The 19,570-nt window shown below is 45.7% G+C and carries 20 protein-coding genes and 1 other annotated feature; of the genes, 18 read left to right on the top strand and 2 right to left on the bottom strand.

The window, feature by feature from the left end; all coding sequences use genetic code 11:
* Positions 1-6: 6 nt before the first annotated feature.
* Positions 7-975: a non-homologous end joining protein Ku gene (gene ku / locus MKY52_RS04245; protein WP_341050021.1), complete on the bottom strand. Its 969-nt coding sequence runs from the start codon at positions 973-975 to the stop codon at positions 7-9.
* A gap of 139 nt (positions 976-1,114) precedes the next feature.
* Between ku and MKY52_RS04240 the strand changes: the two genes are divergently transcribed.
* The 7 genes from MKY52_RS04240 (at position 1,115) to MKY52_RS04210 (ending at position 7,051) form a co-directional block, all read left to right on the top strand.
* Complete coding sequence (locus MKY52_RS04240) at positions 1,115-1,285, top strand: hypothetical protein (protein WP_156113056.1); 171 nt, start codon at positions 1,115-1,117, stop codon at positions 1,283-1,285.
* A 31-nt stretch (positions 1,286-1,316) separates the two neighbouring features.
* On the top strand, positions 1,317-1,502 hold the full coding sequence (locus MKY52_RS04235; protein WP_042193364.1) for an H-type small acid-soluble spore protein: 186 nt from the start codon (positions 1,317-1,319) through the stop codon (positions 1,500-1,502).
* A 211-nt stretch (positions 1,503-1,713) separates the two neighbouring features.
* On the top strand, positions 1,714-2,196 hold the full coding sequence (tsaE, locus tag MKY52_RS04230; protein ID WP_042185258.1) for a tRNA (adenosine(37)-N6)-threonylcarbamoyltransferase complex ATPase subunit type 1 TsaE: 483 nt from the start codon (positions 1,714-1,716) through the stop codon (positions 2,194-2,196).
* 5 nt (positions 2,197-2,201) lie between these two features.
* Positions 2,202-3,038 (top strand): tRNA (adenosine(37)-N6)-threonylcarbamoyltransferase complex dimerization subunit type 1 TsaB, encoded by an 837-nt coding sequence (gene tsaB, locus MKY52_RS04225; RefSeq protein ID WP_341050020.1) that lies wholly within the window; start codon positions 2,202-2,204, stop codon positions 3,036-3,038.
* Positions 3,035-3,559, top strand: a complete 525-nt coding sequence (rimI, locus tag MKY52_RS04220; RefSeq protein ID WP_042185263.1) for a ribosomal protein S18-alanine N-acetyltransferase — start codon at positions 3,035-3,037, stop codon at positions 3,557-3,559. The genes tsaB and rimI overlap by 4 nt, the downstream gene beginning before the upstream one ends.
* Positions 3,556-4,605, top strand: a complete 1,050-nt coding sequence (tsaD, locus tag MKY52_RS04215) for a tRNA (adenosine(37)-N6)-threonylcarbamoyltransferase complex transferase subunit TsaD (RefSeq protein WP_341050018.1) — start codon at positions 3,556-3,558, stop codon at positions 4,603-4,605. Before rimI ends, tsaD begins: the two co-directional genes overlap by 4 nt.
* Before the next feature lie 388 nt (positions 4,606-4,993).
* Positions 4,994-5,276 (top strand) — a binding site (T-box leader).
* Positions 5,277-5,515: 239 nt separating this feature from the next.
* Complete coding sequence (locus MKY52_RS04210; protein ID WP_341050017.1) at positions 5,516-7,051, top strand: 2-isopropylmalate synthase; 1,536 nt, start codon at positions 5,516-5,518, stop codon at positions 7,049-7,051.
* Positions 7,052-7,456: 405 nt separating this feature from the next.
* Here MKY52_RS04210 and MKY52_RS04205 read toward each other — a convergent pair whose 3' ends face one another.
* Positions 7,457-9,397 carry an ABC-F family ATP-binding cassette domain-containing protein gene (locus tag MKY52_RS04205; protein WP_341050016.1) on the bottom strand — a complete coding sequence of 647 codons (1,941 nt, stop codon included), beginning with the start codon at positions 9,395-9,397 and terminating at the stop codon, positions 7,457-7,459.
* Between the two features lie 244 nt (positions 9,398-9,641).
* Here MKY52_RS04205 and MKY52_RS04200 point away from each other — a divergent pair, with 244 nt between their 5' ends.
* The 11 genes from MKY52_RS04200 (at position 9,642) to MKY52_RS04150 (ending at position 19,511) form a co-directional block, all read left to right on the top strand.
* Entirely contained in the window at positions 9,642-10,277 is a 636-nt protein-coding gene (locus tag MKY52_RS04200) for a 5-formyltetrahydrofolate cyclo-ligase (protein ID WP_341050015.1), read from the top strand.
* 3 nt (positions 10,278-10,280) lie between these two features.
* On the top strand, positions 10,281-10,754 hold the full coding sequence (gene moaC, locus MKY52_RS04195; protein WP_042185273.1) for a cyclic pyranopterin monophosphate synthase MoaC: 474 nt from the start codon (positions 10,281-10,283) through the stop codon (positions 10,752-10,754).
* Between the two features lie 79 nt (positions 10,755-10,833).
* Positions 10,834-11,319 (top strand): MogA/MoaB family molybdenum cofactor biosynthesis protein, encoded by a 486-nt coding sequence (locus MKY52_RS04190; RefSeq protein ID WP_020429419.1) that lies wholly within the window; start codon positions 10,834-10,836, stop codon positions 11,317-11,319.
* A gap of 137 nt (positions 11,320-11,456) precedes the next feature.
* Positions 11,457-11,699 (top strand): twin-arginine translocase TatA/TatE family subunit, encoded by a 243-nt coding sequence (locus MKY52_RS04185; protein WP_042185275.1) that lies wholly within the window; start codon positions 11,457-11,459, stop codon positions 11,697-11,699.
* A gap of 150 nt (positions 11,700-11,849) precedes the next feature.
* Positions 11,850-12,617, top strand: a complete 768-nt coding sequence (gene tatC / locus MKY52_RS04180) for a twin-arginine translocase subunit TatC (protein ID WP_042193366.1) — start codon at positions 11,850-11,852, stop codon at positions 12,615-12,617.
* 438 nt (positions 12,618-13,055) lie between these two features.
* A complete protein-coding gene (gene groES, locus MKY52_RS04175) occupies positions 13,056-13,337 on the top strand; it encodes a co-chaperone GroES (protein WP_036676506.1) in 282 nt (93 codons plus the stop codon).
* A 78-nt stretch (positions 13,338-13,415) separates the two neighbouring features.
* Positions 13,416-15,044, top strand: a complete 1,629-nt coding sequence (groL, locus tag MKY52_RS04170; protein ID WP_042185277.1) for a chaperonin GroEL — start codon at positions 13,416-13,418, stop codon at positions 15,042-15,044.
* A gap of 276 nt (positions 15,045-15,320) precedes the next feature.
* Positions 15,321-16,451: an ROK family protein gene (locus MKY52_RS04165; RefSeq protein WP_341050014.1), complete on the top strand. Its 1,131-nt coding sequence runs from the start codon at positions 15,321-15,323 to the stop codon at positions 16,449-16,451.
* Between the two features lie 20 nt (positions 16,452-16,471).
* The gene (locus MKY52_RS04160) at positions 16,472-17,194 is read left to right on the top strand and encodes a 6-phosphogluconolactonase (protein ID WP_341050013.1); all 723 of its coding nucleotides are present in this window, start codon (positions 16,472-16,474) and stop codon (positions 17,192-17,194) included.
* A 14-nt stretch (positions 17,195-17,208) separates the two neighbouring features.
* A complete protein-coding gene (locus MKY52_RS04155) occupies positions 17,209-18,120 on the top strand; it encodes an ROK family protein (protein WP_341050012.1) in 912 nt (303 codons plus the stop codon).
* Positions 18,121-18,125: 5 nt separating this feature from the next.
* A complete protein-coding gene (locus MKY52_RS04150; protein ID WP_341050011.1) occupies positions 18,126-19,511 on the top strand; it encodes a family 4 glycosyl hydrolase in 1,386 nt (461 codons plus the stop codon).
* Positions 19,512-19,570 lie beyond the last annotated feature (59 nt).

Genomic DNA, 19,570 nt, shown 5'->3' with positions numbered 1-19,570 from the left:
AGCCTCCTAAGATACGGTTGTTTTACTTTTTGGGCTGCGGCGTTTCGGTTTTGGTGCGATGACAGGAATAGTTCCAGAAGACTCGTTTTGCTGATCGGCAGGCTCAGCTGCTGCTTTAGACTTGGCTGTTTTTCTTTTGGCAGCCGGAGCTGCTTTAGTTTTTGTTTTCTTAGTACCTGTTAATGAAGGACCCGGATCTGTAGGGATATGCTGTACAGCCTGAATACTGGCCTGCAATGCTGCCATTAGATCAATTACATTGCTTTCCTGTTTGGCAGGAGCGATATGAAATTCCTCGCCTGCAATTTTATGTGAGATTAGATCAAGCATACGTTGGCGATAATCATCGGTATATTTTGCCGGATCAAAAGGCGTGGATAGCTGTGAAATGAGCAGCTTGGCCATATCCAGCTCTTTATCATTCACTGTCCCTGCTTCGGGCAGGCCAGGCACTTGCGAGACCGGTCGCACTTCATCAGGATAAAAAATAGTCTCGATGGCGAGGCAATCCTCCAGCACACGAATAGCAGCCAGACTGCTTTTTGAACGAATCGATATTTTGGCGATGCCAATTTTACCAGTTTGACGCATGGCCTCCATAAGAAGCCGATATGCATTTGTACCAGCCTGATCCGGAGATAAGTAATAGGTTTTTTGAAAATAAATTGGATCGATCTCCGTCAGATCAACAAAGTCGAGTATGGTAATGCTTTTGCTGCTTTCGTCGGTCAATTGATCCAGTTCCTCTTTGTCGAATAGAACAAACTTCCCTTTTTCATATTCATACCCCTTGCCGATTTCTTCCCAAGCCACCTCTTTGTCACACACCGGACATTTACGTACATACGACAGTGGGCTGCCGCATTCCTTATGGATATAACGCAGAGAAATGTCCTTGTCTTCCGTAGCGGAGAACATTTTAACCGGAACATGCACTAGCCCGAAGCTGATGGCTCCTTTCCAAACGGTATGCATGAGAAACGCCTCCTGATCTAAGTTATTTGCTTTGGGTTAGTATGAGGCAGGACAGGCTTTTCTAGCCGGGTGCATTTTTTGTGAAGCATGGGAAAATATAAAATCAGGCTAATAAAGCTGAGGAGGAGAATACTAAGTCATGGAACCGCGTGGAAATGAGTGGATCGATGCGCTGAGCGAGCAGGATATTCCAGCGACAGTTGTGGATTGGGACAGCATTATAGCTCCACCGGAAGCAAGTCAGGTCTCGGACTCGGAGAAGCTTGATGCGGAATCAACCCTCGAAGAAACTTCGCCATTAGAATCGTGAGATTTAGGTAAAATAAAGGAGGGGAACAGTGGTGGACGTCAAACGAGCACAGGATATTTATGCTTCTAAAGAGACGGTAAGTGTACATTTGGATGGAGAACCTGTATGGATTGAGCATGTGGATGCACAGAACGGAATGGCTACGGTTCAAGTGGGCTCTCGACCAACGAATACGCATACGGTAGGCGTTGAACGGTTAGAGGAGCAAGATCATTAACAAGGTTTGTTCAAAGACCTGAGATAAGCTAAATTACACTTTTATAAAAGAGACTCTTTATGCTTATTTTTGCGTAGAGGTCTCTTTTTCTATTGTTGGCATACTGGCATGGGAGATTGAATTGGGACAGTTGTTGCGATGGATGGAGCATACCGATATAATTAATAGTAATGGTTTTTGGCAGGTATATTTTAAAAGGTGGTAGTTGTAGTTGGACAATACAGACGAAACGGTGTTCACTTACCGTTCTTACAGCCTCCAGGATACGGAGTTGCTTGCAGCTGCTCTAGCTACTGCTTCAACGCCAGGGATGATTATCGGTTTGGACGGCGATCTGGGCGCAGGAAAAACAGCATTCTCGCAAGGGTACGCTCGGCATCTCGGCGTAAAGGGGATCGTAAACAGTCCTACTTTTACAATTATTAAAGAGTACGAGGGCCGTCTGCCCCTATATCATATGGATGTATATCGGATTTCGCTTCAGGAAGCGGACGAGCTTGGACTTGATGAGTATTTCTACGGGCAAGGGGTCTGCTTGGTGGAATGGAGCAGTATTATTACGGATTTAATGCCGCCGCGGCATATGCATATATACATGGAAACAGTGGGGCCAGATGAAAGAATGATTACGGTGACCGGAATCGGGGAGCCGTATGGTGAGCTTTGCCGGCAGCTGATCCAGAAGTGGGGTTAAGGATTATGACGAATCAGAATACAGAGCCGCGCAAGCGGCTTTTAGCGCTGGATACATCAACTGCAGTATTAGGCGTGGCAGTTACAGAGAATGGGGAACTACTGCATGAAATAAATGCTTCTGGAGAACGGAATCATTCGGTGCATTTACTCCCGATCATTGAGCAGGCGCTGCAAGCAACAGGAACTACTGCTGCAATGCTGGGCGGGATTTCTGTTGGTGTGGGTCCTGGATCGTATACGGGGACGCGTATCGCAGTTACCGCTGCCAAAACGCTGGCATGGGCATGGGATGTCCCAGTTGTCGGTATTTCGAGTCTACATGCAGTAGCATGGGGCGGATATCAAACAGCCCTCAAGAATAACGTGATGACCAAAGCGTCGGAACAAACTACCGAGAATAGCAGCTACGGGCCTGATTGGATCATTCCACTAATGGATGCGCGCCGAGGACAGGTGTATACAGGATTATTCGCAGCTGAGGGAAATAATGCTCCTAGCCGTCTTGAGCCTGATGCCATCCGCCTGATGGCAGATTGGGTGGAGTACTTAGCTGAACGTTTAGGACAGGCTTCAGTCGAGGGCAATAAGCCCGCTGTTCTTTGGTTTGTTGGGGAGACTGCCGTTCATGGCAGTGAGGAATCGCTTCGTCCATTGAAGGATCTTGGTGTTTCTATTGCAGTTCCTTATGAAATGGAAGGCCGCTGGACAGGATTTCTTGGAGAAGCGCGGCTTCAGGTAGAGAAAGATGATATCCATAGCTTGATCCCTAACTATACTCAGATCTCAGAAGCGGAGGCCAATCTGCGGTTAAGCAGAGAAGGGGGCTTAAAGAAACCATGACGGAAGCGGAATCAATGATAGCTCAAGAGGCTGAACTTGTTTTTCGTTTGATGAAGCTTACGGATATTCCTGACATTCTTATCATTGAACGGGAAGCCTTCACGATGCCTTGGACAGAGGAAGCTTTTCGCAACGAGCTGACGCATAATCATTTTGCAAAATATATGGTTATGGAGCTGGCAGGTCATATTATCGGTTATGCCGGTATGTGGGCCATCGTGGATGAGGCGCATGTGACGAATATAGCCCTGCTCGAAGCCTATCGTGGACGTAAATGGGGCGAGCGTTTGCTCGAAGAGCTGATGAAGACGGCATCTTATGTGGGGATGAAGTCTATTACACTTGAGGTACGGGTATCGAACGAGGTAGCACAGAATTTATATCGTAAAAAAGGCTTTCGATCTGCTGGCACACGCAAAGGATATTATTCCGATAATCGCGAAGATGCGCTCATTATGTGGGCGGATCTGCCAGAGTATGAGGAGCATGGGAATATGGAAGGAAGCGTGGACTTGAAATGAAGACAGAAACGGGCGCAGCTCAGCCTGTACTAATACTTGCTATTGAGACGAGTTGTGATGAAACGTCGGTCGCTGTAGTCAAAGATGGCTCTGAAGTGTTATCCAACATCATCTCGAGTCAGATTGAGACACATCGCGCCTTCGGCGGCGTAGTACCAGAAGTAGCTTCCCGTAAGCATGTGGAAGTAATTACACTGGTGATAGAAGAAGCACTCGCTACAGCAGGGGTTAAACCAGATCAGTTGTCGGCGGTGGCGGTTACACAAGGCCCAGGTTTGGTGGGGGCTTTACTTGTCGGGGTAGTAGCTGCCAAGAGCCTTGCACTCGCATGGGGTAAGCCGCTAATTGGTACACATCATATTGCAGGACATATTTATGCTAACCGTTTAGTGGCAGAGTTACAGTATCCATGCATGACACTAGTGGTGTCCGGTGGACATACTGAACTGGTTCATATGGAGCGGGAGGGTGAGTTTCGAATTATCGGGCGCACCCGTGATGATGCCGTAGGCGAAGCATATGATAAAGTAGCACGGGCACTAGGGTTCCCTTATCCCGGCGGACCTCATGTGGATCGTCTGGCCCGCGAGGCGACTGAGGTTGTACCGTTACCAAGAGTATGGCTGGAGCCGGGTTCTTATGATTTCAGCTTCAGTGGCTTAAAGTCGGCTGTGCTGAACGTTGTGAATCAGAGCAAGATGAAGGGTCTCACGCCAGATGTCGCAGGCATTGCCCGCGGGTTCCAAGAATCTGTGGTTGAGGTGCTGGTGGAAAAAGCGGTACGCGCTGTTAAAGCTACTAGCTCCAAGCAGTTATTGCTGTGTGGAGGTGTTGCTGCTAATGCTGGCCTGCGCTCGGCTTTGATCTCACGCTGTGAAGCGGAGGGCATTGAGCTTATTATTCCACCTCCGGTATACTGCACGGATAATGCAGCTATGATTGGAGCTGCTGCATACGTGAAGTGGCAGCATGATGGCGGTACTCCGCTGGATATGGTTGCAGACCCTGGATTCTCATTGGAACAATGGTCTGTATCCGCCTATTGACATCATTTGGAGCTAACGAGTATAATCAGTTCAATTATACAAGGAAACGCGATGAGCGGAAGTAGTAAGGATACTCTGGGATAAGAGAGCTGCGGGTAGGTGCGACGCAGTCGAAGGGGACCTGAACTCGTCTGGGAGCGGAACGGTGGAAGCATTACCGGCAATTGTCGCCGGAACGTTCGTACACCGTCTACGGGTAACCTCCGTGAAAGGGTGGTCGAGTATCTAACATACTGGACCGTAGAGTGGATGTTCAATTGGAATCGGCAGTAACTTAACCGGTACAGAGCATCAACAAGAGTGGTACCGCGAAGGTTAACAGCCTGTCGTCTCTTGAATGAGATGGCAGGCTTTTTTGTATGGATTTTGAGTAGTGAGAATGTATATAATACACGCTAAGAACGGGAGTAGTAGGGAATGACGGTGAACAGAGAGCTGCGGGGTGGTGCGACGCAGTCACCGAAAGTCTTGAATCTCGCCCGGGAGCGGAGCGGCGGAAATAAGAGTACGCTGCCTACGGCTGTCCCCGTTATCGGACCTTTCAAGAATATCCTGACTCCCTCAGGATGGACCGGGAAGAAGAGCTGGACGCATCTTAACGGCTTGATTATATGAATAGCCTATGCGTCAAAAAGAGTGGTACCGCGGAGGGGTAACCCGCCGTCTCTTTATTAGAGACGGCGGGTTTTTGCGTACTTATTGAAGCGACTCGGGTTATGGACTCAGGCGCTATATAAGACGCCAAGAGTGAACCTTCTGCACATTCCAAATTGTGCAGAGGATTCATTCGTATCAGCTGCCGGCAGCAGTGGGTGGGGAATTTAGCAGGACCACAAGTCGACGTGTGGATCTGCGCTGAAGCATAGGTTAGGGTAAGGAATCTAATAAGAGGAAAACAGGAGGAATTCAGATGATTATTCCAGTAAAGAAACGTATACAAATTTTCGATACGACTCTGCGAGATGGTGAACAGGCTCCGGGTGCAAGTCTAACCCCAGAGCAAAAAATACTGCTGGCCTATAAGCTTGCGGATCTGGGTGTTGATGTGATGGAGCCTGGATTTCCGATATCGAGCCCTGGTGATTTTGCAGCAGTACAGACAATTTCTCGTAAGGTGCAAAATGTGGAAATTTGCGGTTTTGCACGGGCGGTTAAAGGGGATATTGACGCGGCAGTCCGGGCAACCCAAGATGCTGAACGCCGGCGGATCCACCTGTTCATCTCCTCTTCTGATATTCATTTGCAGCATCAATTGCGTATGAGCAGAGCTGAAGTCGTAGCCAAAGCCCGCGAGATGACGGCTTATGCACGTCAATTCTCTGACGTCGTTGAATTCACGGCGATGGATGCTGCGCGAACAGGAATCGATGATCTGATTGAAATGATTGAAGCTGTTATTGAGGAAGGCGCTTCTATTATCAATCTGCCCGATACGGTCGGTTACGCATTGCCACATGAATATGGGGAAATGTTCCGACGTGTGCGGCTTGGAGCAAGAGGTGGAGAAACGGTAAGCTACAGTGCCCACTGTCACAATGATTTGGGGCTGGCTGTAGCCAACAGTCTGGCAGCAATTGATGGAGGTGCGACGCAGATCGAAGTCACTGTGAACGGAGTCGGCGAGCGTACCGGGAACTGCGCACTGGAAGAGCTTGTGATGGCGCTCGAAACCCGCGGGGATGCGATTGGAGCAGAAACAGGCATTGTGCTTGATAAGCTGTATGATACTTCGCGGCTGATCAGCGGAGCGATGCATTTTCCAATCGCCTATAACAAACCAGTCGTCGGAAGAAATGCCTTCCAGCATGAGTCAGGGATTCATCAGGATGGTTTGCTGAAGGATCGTAGCACCTATGAGATTATGGACCCAGAGCGGCTGGGTATCCCGCGTAGCATGATCATTCTGGGCAAGCATTCTGGCAGACATGCGCTGAAGGACCGGGCGGCGAAGTATGGTATTACGCTGGAGCCTGCGAAGCTGGATGCACTTTATGAATCGTTTAAAGAGACCGCTGACCGCCAAAAGGTAGTCAGTGATGACCAGTTGCTGCAAATGGTGAGCAGTACAACTGGACAGCAAGCTCAGGTCTATGAACTGGGTGAGGTTCAGGTATTGGCAGGCAGTGCCCAGCGCCGGGTAGCCGCGGTTACGGTTCGCCATTTGAAATCTGGACAGGAAACTTCTCATACTAGTACTGGAGATGGTCCGCTTGAAGCCATTATCGCTGCTATTGGGCAAGGCATCTCAGAGGACATCGATTTTGCGGGACTTGAGCTGCATTCACTTGGAAGTGGAGAGAACGCCCAGGCAGAGGCGGCTGTGATGGTAGAGTGGGAAGGTCTTAAATTTAGAGGCACAGCTACGCATCAAGATATTATCATGGCAGCAGGGATTGCCTATATTGCAGCCTGTAACGCTGCCCTGCTCTCTACACAAATCGTTTAATATACATCTACCCGCTGTCTGATTTAGAGATAGCGGGTTCTTTTTTAGCTTATGATGACAAGTTTTAGGTGGGGTTATGTCTTTTGTCAAGTTGTGGACAACGTTATCCACATATTCTCTACGAATTGTGTAAAAAGTGCGTAAAATCAGCAATGTCAGCTCTTTTTAAAATGCCCTTATAACCATTTTTATTCGCAATGAAACCTTGTGGGAATTGTGGATAATGTGGATAATTCGGTGGATAATAATTCCTGTAATTCGGAAATACTGATTTAACGCATAAAAAAAGCCCCTAAGGGGCTTTTTTAGTAGGGAGTTATACACGAAACCTGTGTATAGAGCTGTGGATAACTGTTTATGAACAAAATAAGAAATATGAAAAAAATTTATGAAGTGGCTTTTACATTATTCGTCAGCAAGGATTTCCCATTCGTTAAATAAATCGGTAAGCTGAGTTTTTTTGTTCTTCAGATCCTCTTCATGACCTTGAAGTGCTAAATAATCCTGATAAACTTCAGGTTTAGTCATTTCATTCTCTATAAAAGCGATCGACTCTTCTAGTGAAGCAATGCCTTCCTCTAGCTCAGCAATGCGCCGCTTCCGGTTACGCTCTTCACGCTTGGCTTGCTTGTCCGCTTCGAAGGAGGAAACAGCATTTTTTTCAGGAACTGCAGCATCCTTGTTGACGTTTTTGGCGGCTAATTCGGCGGCATCTTTCGCAATCTCTTCTAATTCTCGTTTTTTCTCGATATAGTCATCGTAGTTGCCAAGGTATTGATCGATCCCCTCGGGATGAAGCTCAAGCACCCGTTCCGCCATTTTATTGAGGAAATAACGGTCATGAGAAATGAAGAGCAATGTGCCTTCGAAATCAATTAAAGCTGATTCTAAAACCTCACGACTGACTAAATCCAAATGGTTGGTTGGCTCATCTAGGATGAGCATATTTGCGCCGCGCAACATGAGCTTTGATAATGCAACGCGTGCTTTTTCGCCGCCGCTCAGCGCGGATATCTTCTTAAGAACATCTTCACCGCTGAAGAGGAAGTTGCCAAGGATCGTACGGATTCTGGCTTCCTCAATCATTGGATATTCACTCCATAGCTCTTCCATTACTGTGTTCTTTGGATTGAGGCGAGTCTGTTCCTGATCATAATAAGCGACCTTTACCTTAGTCCCCCAATTCACAGTTCCAGTTGAAGGCTCGCGGGTTCCGGTCATACACTGCAGCAGTGTAGATTTGCCAATACCATTGGGACCGATGAGTGCAGCAGTTTCTCCCCGGCGCAGTTCGAAAGAAGCGTCCTTGAACAAAGGTGGACCATCATTAAAGGCAACCGCAACATTACGGACTTGCAGCACTTCTTTACCAGACATGAAGTCAGGCTCGAAGGAGAAGCTGGCTTTCTTCAGATCGCCCATCGGTCGATCAATACGGTCCATCTTCTCAAGCGCTTTGCGTCTGCTCTGCGCACGTTTCGTGGTAGATGCTCGCACAATATTTTTCTGAACGAAATCTTCCATTCTTGAGATTTCATCTTGCTGTTTCTCATACTGCTTCATCCGTGTTTCATATTCGGCAGCCTTCAAATCTACATATCGGCTGTAATTGCCTGTATAACGCCGAGATTGATGACGCTCGATCTCTACAATAGTAGTTACAAGCCGATCAAGGAAATAACGGTCATGAGATACGACCAGAATTCCGCCAGCATAACTGCGAAGATAATCCTCAAGCCATGTTAATGTTTCGATATCCAGATGGTTCGTCGGCTCATCCAGCATTAGAAGATCGGGAGCCTGAAGCAAAATGCGGGCTAATGCGAGTCTAGTCTTCTGGCCACCGCTAAGTGTGGAGATAGGTGTATCCGGTGGGAACTCGCCGAAGCCCATGCCGTGCAGGACACTGCGGATTCGTGTATTCATTTCATAACCGCCGTGATCCTTGAACCAATCTGATCGGCGGGCATATCTTTCGAGCAGTTCTTCGTACCGTTTTGGGTCCTCTGCCAGCTTAGGATCGGCAATGCTTACTTCCATCTCTCTTAGCTCAGCCTCGGCTTCGATCAGCGGTGCGAAAACTGCCATCATTTCTTCATGAATGGTTTTGTCAGATTGAAGTCCGCTATTTTGGGCTAAATACCCGATAGTAGTTTCTTTTGATTTATGAATTTGACCGCTGTCATAGGACATTTCACCAGCCAGAATTTGCAGAAAAGTTGATTTGCCGGCACCATTAACACCCACGAGTCCGACACGTTCCTTTTCATTTACCTGAAGGCTTATGCCGTCTAGTACGTTCTGTATACCATATGATTTTGTAATTCCTGTCGCTTGAAGAAGCATAACGATGAAACCTCCACCCTTGCATATTTCGCCTTGGCATTTATACCTCAGCCGTATGAACAACTTATTCTATAGTTTACATGAAAAGCGTTTCCCAAGCGAGAGCTCGATATATCGGAAGCAGAGAATAACGACCTGGCCCAGAAACACAGTCCTATCCACCTTGGCGAACCGGGGAGAAGAGTGGTAAACTGGATTTACAAACAAGGATAAGCTTGGGATAAATATATGGGGGTGGCCGACGATGTCAAGCAAGGAGTCGGTGATCTCCAAAGCAAAGCAACAACTAAGAACTGAGAAGACCATCGCCCGAAACGAGCTCTCCTCGGACCAGAGAAGGGAATTGTCTTTTCTGGTCTGCAAGCATGCATCAGAGTGGCTGAAGAGGAAAGACATAGCCTCACTGATGGCCTATGTATCTTTCCGTTCTGAACTCGATACCAACGCGCTTCTTACACAGGCGTGGAAGGACCAGCGTAGGGTACTGCTGCCGCGTGTCATTCCGGCAAGTGGTGCAATGAGTGTCCATATGGTAAACGCTTGGAGTGAGCTTGAGCCGGGGGCGTATGGTATCCATGAACCTATTGTATCCGGCAAAGATTCACAAGAGATTGAAGTTGTTACACTACCGGATGTTGTGTTTGTTCCGGGGCTGGCTTTTGATCTTCAGGGAGGCAGGCTTGGTTACGGCCGAGGATACTATGATCGATTGCGTGCGTCATGGGAGACGGAAGAGTATGCCGCTGCGAAGCCCCCTGTCTGGATCGGGCTAGCCTTTGGTATGCAACTGGTTCCGAAAGTGCCCATGGATGAGCATGATGCCTTTATGGACATGCTGATTACTGAAAATGGCATAGTGCACTGCCGAAAAGGAGAGTGAGCCGTGGAATTGACCCATTTTAACGAGCAGGGAAGAGCTCGTATGGTGGATGTGAGCGAAAAGGAGATTACGAAGCGGACAGCTGTCGCGCGGAGTAAGATCAAGATGGCAACTGAGACGCTTAGTGCCATCAAGGAAGGCAAGATCAGTAAAGGAGACGTACTTGCCGTTGCGCAGATTGCTGGAATTATGGCAGCCAAGAAGACGTCTGACTGGATTCCGATGTGCCATCCGCTCCCACTTACCGGTATTGACATCCGCTTCTCCGATAACAGCGAAGATGAACTTTATATAGAAGCAACAGTCCATACTACCGGAAAGACCGGAGTTGAAATGGAGGCATTGACCGCTGTTTCTGCCTCAGCACTAACGGTGTACGACATGTGCAAGGCTCTTCAGAAGGACATGATTATCGGACCAACGCTCTTAGTGTCTAAAAGTGGGGGCAAGAATGGAGATTACGCGCTTGAACCATGATCAGAGCTGACGTTCGATGCGCTGAAGCAAGTGGGCTGCACTGTACAGCCAATTATACATAGAGAGGGAGGACAAACCTATGGCGTGGAAAACAGCAATCCTAACGGCCAGCGATAAAGGGGCCAGGGGCGAACGGGAAGACACGAGCGCCCAGGTTATTCGGGAGCTGGTGGAAGAGGAACTTGGAGGCGAGATCGTTGAATATCGGATCGTGCCCGATGAACAGGATGAGATTATCGCAGCTTTGATAGAACTCACAGATTATTTTCAAGCAGATCTGGTATTGACTACCGGAGGTACGGATTTAGCGATACGCGATGTGACTCCAGAGGCAACCCGGCGTGTAATCGAACGGGAAGTGCCTGGACTTTCTGAAGCGATGCGAAGTACGGTGATGCAAAAAAACCGTGCGGTGATGCTGTTCCGCGGGATATGCGGCATTCGTGGACGCACGTTGATTGTCAACTTACCGGGCACACCGAAGGGTGTTCATGAGAATTTAGCAGCCATTATGGATCAACTACCTGAAGCGTTACTCATGGTAACTGGCCAATACCGCCAATAACATTGTCATATTCTTGTCACGTCACAAGGATAAACTATTTATAGAAGATAGTGGATGTAACTGTGACATAAGTTATGGTATTATTAGATTATCGTAATCGATACCATGATCGGATAGACGGACAAGGAGGAATAATAATGTTTAGTGGAATTGGTACTCCGGGTATTATCTTGTTGGTTATACTGGCACTGCTCCTCTTTGGACCGAATAAACTGCCAGAGTTAGGCCGCGCAGTTGGACGAACCTTCCGTGAATTTAAAGAAGGCGCACGTGAAATCATTGGTGATGGTGATCCGGTGAAGAAGAGCGAAGCTCCTGTGCCGACGGCCCCGCAGACGGTCGCTGCAGATATTCCTCAGGACAAACGCCTGCCGGAATAATAAAAGATTTAACAATGGGGCAATCTCTCAAGTCTAATAGACTTAGGAGATGTCCCTTTTTCAATTTGGTTGCTGCTTTCTGCAGAAACGGGCACAGCTATACATAAAGTCGGTGTGGCGTTTCTATTCTTGTCATGGGATGGTGTCAGGATGTCTCTCGAATCGGAAGAAATGTCGGTGGTGGATCATCTCACCGAGCTGCGTAAACGGATTATTTATGTGCTGATTGTATTTGTTTTGGGATTGGTAGGGGGGCTGTTCTGTGCCAAGCCAATCTACGATTATTTAATTAGTACAGATCTAGCGCAAGGGTTTGTTCTGCATGCGTTCTCATTCTGGGATGGTATCGGAATGTATATGAAGATCGCAATGGCGGTTTCATTAGTCATTTCAGTTCCTTTTATTGCTTACCAGTTGTGGGCGTTTATTAGTCCGGGCTTACGACCGGAAGAGCGTAGTGCAACACTACGTTATGTACCCTATGTTTTTGTTCTTTTTCTAATCGGTCTTTCTTTTGCTTATTATGTTGTATTTCCAATGGCGCTTTCGTTCACAATCTCTATCACCCGGAGTATGGGACTGGAAGAGACCTACGGAATTGCGCAATATTTCAACTTCATGTTCAGTCTGGTGCTACCTTTAGCGCTGTTGTTTGAGCTACCGCTGCTGGTGATGTTTCTGACCAAACTGAGGGTTCTTAACCCGATACGCTTGCGTAAAATGCGTCGATACGCATATTTCACGCTTGTCTTTATTGCTGTAGTCATCACTCCTCCGGACTTCATCTCAGACTTTCTGGTGACGATCCCACTGCTTGTGTTGTATGAGTTTAGCGTATTCCTGTCCGCCTTCGTCTATCGCAAACAGCTTGCTGCGGATGCGGCAAGGGAAGCTCAGTACACCAAGAGTGAGGAATGATGATAAGAGGGCTGTCACTAAGTAGATTTTTCTACGAAAGAGACAGTTCTTTTGTTTTAAACCCCCGTTTTTTGAAATGTTCGGGCGTAGGTGGTACAGTTGAGACTACTGAAATCATACGCATATTTTCACACCCTGTGGATAGAATGTATAGAGTGTGTGCCTAGGACAACCAGTGAAACGTTATTTTTTACGAAAACAAATGCGAATTTGTGTAAAAGGACTTGAAATCCGGGCTCAAGTTGAGTATCATAAAAATTGTTGTTAGCACTACAAGCTGTCGAGTGCTAATGCTTATGGAAAATATGAGATGGACCAGATATTCATAGCGTCCAATTGATATTTTTCATAAACACCAGAGATTTTGAAGTAAGACAGGTAAGTTCTAAACTATGTTTTGAAGCAAAATAACATAATTTTAAAGGAGGCTATTTTTTCATGATCAAACCTTTAGGTGAACGCGTATTGGTGCTACCGAGCGAGCAGGAGGAAACCACTTCATTCGGGATTGTGCTTCCGGACTCCTCGAAAGAAAAGCCACAAGAAGGAACTATTATTGCAGTAGGTAGCGGAGCTTTGAAAGATGGAGTACGTGTAGCACTCGAAGTAAAAGAAGGCGACCGTGTTCTTTTCTCTAAATATGCAGGAACAGAAATCAAATACGAAGGTAAAGAATATTTGATTATGAAAGAAAGCGACATTCACGCGATTCTTGACTAAGCGAGAGTCGATTATAAGCTAAATCTAAACTACTTAAAGTAACGTGATACACAAAAAATTCTAGGAGGTAATTACACAATGGCTAAAGAAATTAAATTTAGTGAAGAAGCACGCCGCTCTATGTTGCGCGGTGTAGATGCTTTGGCAAATGCGGTAAAAGTTACACTTGGACCAAAAGGTCGCAACGTGGTACTTGAGAAGAAATTTGGTAGCCCGCTTATCACTAACGATGGTGTAACTATCGCTAAAGAAATCGAACTTGAAGATGCATTCGAGAACATGGGTGCTCAACTGGTTAAAGAAGTTGCTACTAAGACTAACGATGTAGCCGGTGACGGTACTACAACTGCAACGGTTCTGGCACAAGCTATGATCCGTGAAGGTCTGAAGAACGTAACTGCAGGCGCTAACCCAATGGTTATTCGCAAAGGGATCGACAAAGCAGTTCGTGCAGCAGTTGAAGAATTGCAAAAAATCGCTAAGCCAATCGAAGATTCCCAAGCTATCGCTCAAGTAGCTGCTATCTCTGCTGCTGACGAAGAAGTGGGCCAATTGATTGCTGAAGCTATGGAAAAAGTAGGTAAAGACGGTGTTATCACTGTTGAAGAATCCCGTGGATTCGCTACTGAACTTGAAGTCGTAGAAGGTATGCAGTTCGACCGCGGTTACATTTCCCCGTACATGATTACTGATACGGACAAAATGGAAGCTGTTCTGGAGAACCCATACATCTTGATCACTGATAAAAAAATCAGCAGCACTCAAGAAATCCTTCCATTGCTTGAAAAAATCGTTCAACAAGCTAGACCGCTTGTTATTATCGCTGAAGATATCGAAGGCGAAGCACAAGCCATGTTGATCGTGAACAAACTGCGTGGAACATTCAACGCTGTTGCTGTTAAAGCTCCTGGCTTTGGCGACCGTCGCGAAGCTATGCTGCAAGATATCGCTGCCCTGACTGGTGGTCAAGTGATCACTGAGAAACTCGGTCTTGATCTGAAGAGCACTTCCATTGAACAACTGGGTAACGCACGTCAAGTACGCGTAACTAAAGAAAACACAACAATCGTAGACGGAAGCGGCGACAAAGCGGACATCAATGCTCGTGTAAGCCAAATTCGTGCTCAACTGGAAGAAACAACTTCCGAGTTCGACAAAGAAAAATTGCAAGAGCGTTTGGCTAAATTGGCTGGCGGCGTAGCCGTTGTCAAAGTTGGCGCTGCAACTGAAACTGAATTGAAAGAGCGTAAACTTCGCATCGAAGACGCCCTGAACGCAACTCGCGCTGCGGTTGAAGAAGGTATCGTTTCTGGTGGTGGTACAGCTCTTGTGAACGTATATAATGCTGTTGCTGCTGTAGATGTAACTGGCGACGAGAAAACAGGCGTTAACATCGTGCTTCGCGCGCTCGAAGAACCAGTTCGTACCATTGCAGCTAACGCTGGTCAAGAAGGTTCCGTTATCGTGGATCGCTTGAAAAAAGAAGCTATCGGCATCGGCTACAACGCTGCTACTGGCGAGTGGGTGAACATGTTCGAAGCAGGTATCGTTGACCCTGCTAAAGTAACTCGTTCCGCGCTTCAAAATGCTGCATCCGTAGCTGCTATGTTCTTGACTACTGAAGCAGTAATTGCTGACAAGCCAGAACCAGAAAAACCAGGTATGCCTGATATGGGCGGCATGGGTGGAATGGGCGGCATGATGTAATAAGGCTGATTAAGCCTTGAAATAGGATTGATTAGAAGCCTTTCGTGAGTTCATTGAACTCATGAGAGGCTTCTTTTTGTGGCGTAACCAAATGCATGCCTTGTTGGTGATATTAAGATAGAGAATAGATAAATTTAAGGAAGTTAAATAAATACACTTGAACGTTCACTACAGTGAATATATAATGAATTCAAGAGGTCAGTGCTGACCTGATTTTTTTGATTAATTATTTAACTTCATTTATTAATTATATTAATAATATAACGAGGAGGACCTATGAAATCATTTCTGCCCAATGATATTAAAGATGAGAACAGGAAAATAGTCTTCGATATTTTGCTTCAACATCCTGAGCTAGCGAAAGTCGAGATTTCAGAAAAAACAGCAATGAGCTTTGTTACTGTAAGCAAGATTGTCACTTTTTTTGAACAGATTGGTTTATTGACTGCCACTGGTGAAAGTCGAGAAGGTTCTGGCGGCTTGGGAAGAAAACGTACGGTTTACAGATTTAATGAAAACAGCTATACGACAATCGGAATACAGATTATTGGCAATACGATTACGGCGTTACTTATTAATCTACACGGCAAGATCATAGATTCGTATTCGATTGAAACAGATATTCCGTTCCATAGTCAACAGTTCACTTCGGTATTTATAAAGCTTGTGGAACATTTAAAGAATAAAGCGAAGGAAACGAATAGTGTTGTGTTGGGGATTGGTATTGGCGTTGATGGCGCGATCAATATAAGAAAGAAAACGATTCGGATGAGAACTCATCACAATAAAGAAAACGATTTTGAGTATGAGTCTATTATTGAAAATCTCAAGCGTGAAGTGAATTTGCCTATTCTTCTGGAGAATGATGTGAACGCAGCGACTGTGGCGGAATTTCGGAATCTTGAAAACTCAGATCAAGCACTGACGAGTCTCGTTCATGTTGCTGCAGGTGATGGCGTTGGGGGCGGCTTGATCATTAACAAAGAGCTACACCGCGGTGTTAATGCAAGAGCAGGCGAGCTGGAGTATATGTGCTTTGATTCAGAATACAAGCGGACTCCATCATCAGTCGGTTGGCTGGAAAGCAGATTAGCCATTAAGTACTTGCTAAGCGCATATGATTTGAATTCAGCTAATGACGTAGAAGCTTGCATCGATTATGTTTCGAAGAATCTGGCTTTAACGATTACAAATATAATCAGCATTCTGGATATCGATCAGGTCATTATTAGCGGTAAAACGGTAGCACTGTTCCCGGAACGTATATTGGATCGTACGAAAAGCTATGTCGAGCAATATACGGAGTGGACTCCACAAATTTCTGTGAGTGACTTACATCAATCAACAGCAATGGGAGCAGCGATACTTATTCTCCAGCAAGAGATGATGAACGTCATTTCGGATTAAACAACAAGGAAGTGAACAATATGATCAGAATCTTTGATAACGAAGAAGAAGTAGCAAACGAAATTGCCAAAGAGATGAAAGATCGTTTATTTAACGATCAGCATCCCGTGTTCTGCCTGGCTTCAGGGAGTACTCCACAAAAAAGCTATCAGAAATTTTCCAATGATGCGGACCTCCAATTGAAAATCAAGAGACTTAACATTGTTAGCTTGGATGAGTGGGTTGGCATTGACAAAAGCTCTGAAGGAAGCTGCTATCAGATGTTGAATCAAGATCTGTTCTCGCAGATTTCACTGGATAGCAGACAGATTGTGTTTTTTGATGGAACATCGCCGGATATGAAGCAGGAATGCTTGCGAATTGATCACTTTATCGAACAACACCCAATTACATTCAGCTTGATGGGCGTAGGTATGAATGGGCATATCGGATTAAACGAACCTGGTAGCCCAGTATTAAATTACAGCAGTGTTGTGGAGCTGTCGGAAACAACAAAGACTGTCGCTCAAAAATATTTTCATGAGCAGACTGAATTAAAGCAAGGCATTACATTAGGTTTGGAACAGATTGCAAGTAGTAAAAGAGTGGTTGTCGTCATAACTGGAGAGCGCAAAGCTGATATCGTGAAGGAGATTTTCACAAACTCTGACGCACGGCTGCCTGCTCAGCAATTGCTCGGCTATGATCATATAGATTTCTTTTTAGATGCTGCAGCCGCCAAATATATGGATCAGTCATCATAGTTGAGGAGCGTAATATGGGTAACTTCGTTATTGGTGTTGATATTGGAGGTACAAATATAAGGGTTGGATTAGTGAATGAGCACCTTGAACTTGTTCAGAAGGAGTCGGCATTAACAAGAGGCTTCCAAGATGCTGACGAAATTTTCAAAACCGTCAAGGAAATGATCGCTAAAGTCAACCACGAACAGCAAGCAAGTAAGATAGGCATTGCATTGCCGATTCCTTGGAATGATCAAACACAGATTATTCGAGATATAACCAATATTCCTTGCCTAGAGAATGTGAGTATCGAAACTATCAGGGCGTTCTTTCCGAATTATGAAGTGTCTTTTGAGAATGATGTAAACGTGATCACCGTGCTTGAATCGGATCATGGAGCTGCCAAGCCTTATAGCCAATCCATATATATAACGGTTAGTTCAGGCATTGGATGCGGTATCATACTTGATAAAAAAATCATACAAGGAGCTCATGGATATGCGGGTGAGATCGGAAGCATGATTATTTCCGACAGCAAAAGAAATCATTCAACGCTGTATAACGGTACTTTGGAATCTCTATGCAGTGGCACAGCTCTTGAAGCGGAAAGTAAGCTTTTATATGGCAGCGATGCCACCTCGGGTTTGCTGTTTGAACGCTATCATAGGGGGGACCAGCAAGCGATAGAAGTGATTGACAGGTGGGTGGAGTACTTTTCCAACGCAATAGTTAATTTGATGCAAATCATTGATCCGAACATTATTGTTGTCGGAGGAGCGGTCATTCATCACAACCAGTGGCTGATTGATAGCGTTATTGAAAGCGCTAAAAAGAAAGTTCTTCCACACTTAAAAGAGAACATTAAAATCGTGTTAACTGAATTTGGACCTGATGCCGGAATGATTGGTGCCGGCTATAACGTTTATAAAAAGGCAAAAGGAGCTTGAAGACCATGAAAAAGTTGAAGGTTGCGTTAATCGGAGCAGGAAGTGTTTCCTTTGGACTAGGAGCACTTCAAGATCTCGTGTTATCAGAACGTTTGAGAAATCAAGTAGAAATCGAAATCGCACTTATGGATATTGTAGAAGAGAATGTGAATAGAACGTACAAGTATGCAACCGAAATGTTTACGGCATTTTCTCATCCTGCGAAGATTTGGCAAACGACGAATTTGGAAGATGCCTTAAGAGAGGCTGACTTCTCCATCGTTGCGATTGAGGTAGAAAGATATCATTACTGGTCACAAGACTTCCACATTCCGCGCCGTTACGGTAGCAAACAGCTATATGGAGAAAACGGCGGACCAGGATCAATGTTCCACACCTTGAGAAATTTAGGTCCGATGCTGGAAATTGCAAAGACAATGGAGAAGGTATGTCCAGATGCCTGGCTGATTAACTATACGAATCCGGAAGCGAAGCTAGTGGAAGCCATCTCCAAATTAACTTCAATCAAAGTGGTGGGCTTGTGCCATGGTTTAGACATGGGGATTCATCAGCTAGCTGAATTCCTGGAGATGGATAGTAAAGATATTGCAGTTGAAGGCGGCGGATTAAACCACTTTGGCTTCTTTACGAAGATCTGGAACAAGAGTACGGGAGAGGATTTATACCCTCTATTCCATGACAAAGAAAAGCAAGCTAACCGTTTGGCACATTTCGATCATATTGGATTGTCCAGAACCTTGTACCATACGTATGGCTACTACCCTTACCCCGGGACTAACCATTGTGGAGAGTATATTTCTTGGGCAGAGGATTTCTATGCTGGACTACCTTTGCAGTTCCGTTACAATCCAATGAGCGAGCAGCTGTGGAAGAAGGACTCCAGAACACCTGAATTTGTATACTGTGCAAGTGGCAGTACTTTGGATAAAGGCTTATTCGAGAATACGCTGAATCAAGAGCAGTGGTCTGAGCAGGCTTATCTATTTGATAAAGATAAGGTTCAAATTAGTAATGAATACGCAATACCAATTATTGAAGCGATTTTCTTCGACGATGAAATCGAGTTGAATGCTGTTAATATGCCAAACCACGGCGCTATTAAAGGACTTCCAGAGGATATGGTTGTTGAAACACAAGCGATCGTTAATAAAAAGGGTATCGTATTTAAGCCAATGACGGTTGAACTGCCAACTGCCATTATCGGAATGATCCATATTCAAGGTACAATCCATAAGCTGTTACTTGAGGCGTTTCTTGAAGAGTCGAGAACAAAATTGCTGCAAGCGATCCTGCTTGATCCGCAAGCACCAACCTACTATCAAGCTTGTGCGATGATCGATGAAATGTGTGAGCTGCAAAAAGAAATACTGCCAAAGCTGGAGTGGAAGTAAGACATCTTTAATAAAAACGGCCTCAGTCTGATGAAATTCAGAACTGAGGCCATTTATTT

The sequence above is a fragment of the Paenibacillus sp. FSL P4-0184 genome, assembly GCF_038004625.1.
GTDB lineage: Bacteria > Bacillota > Bacilli > Paenibacillales > Paenibacillaceae > Paenibacillus_AQ.
This window is presented reverse-complemented; position numbering and strand designations above follow the sequence as displayed.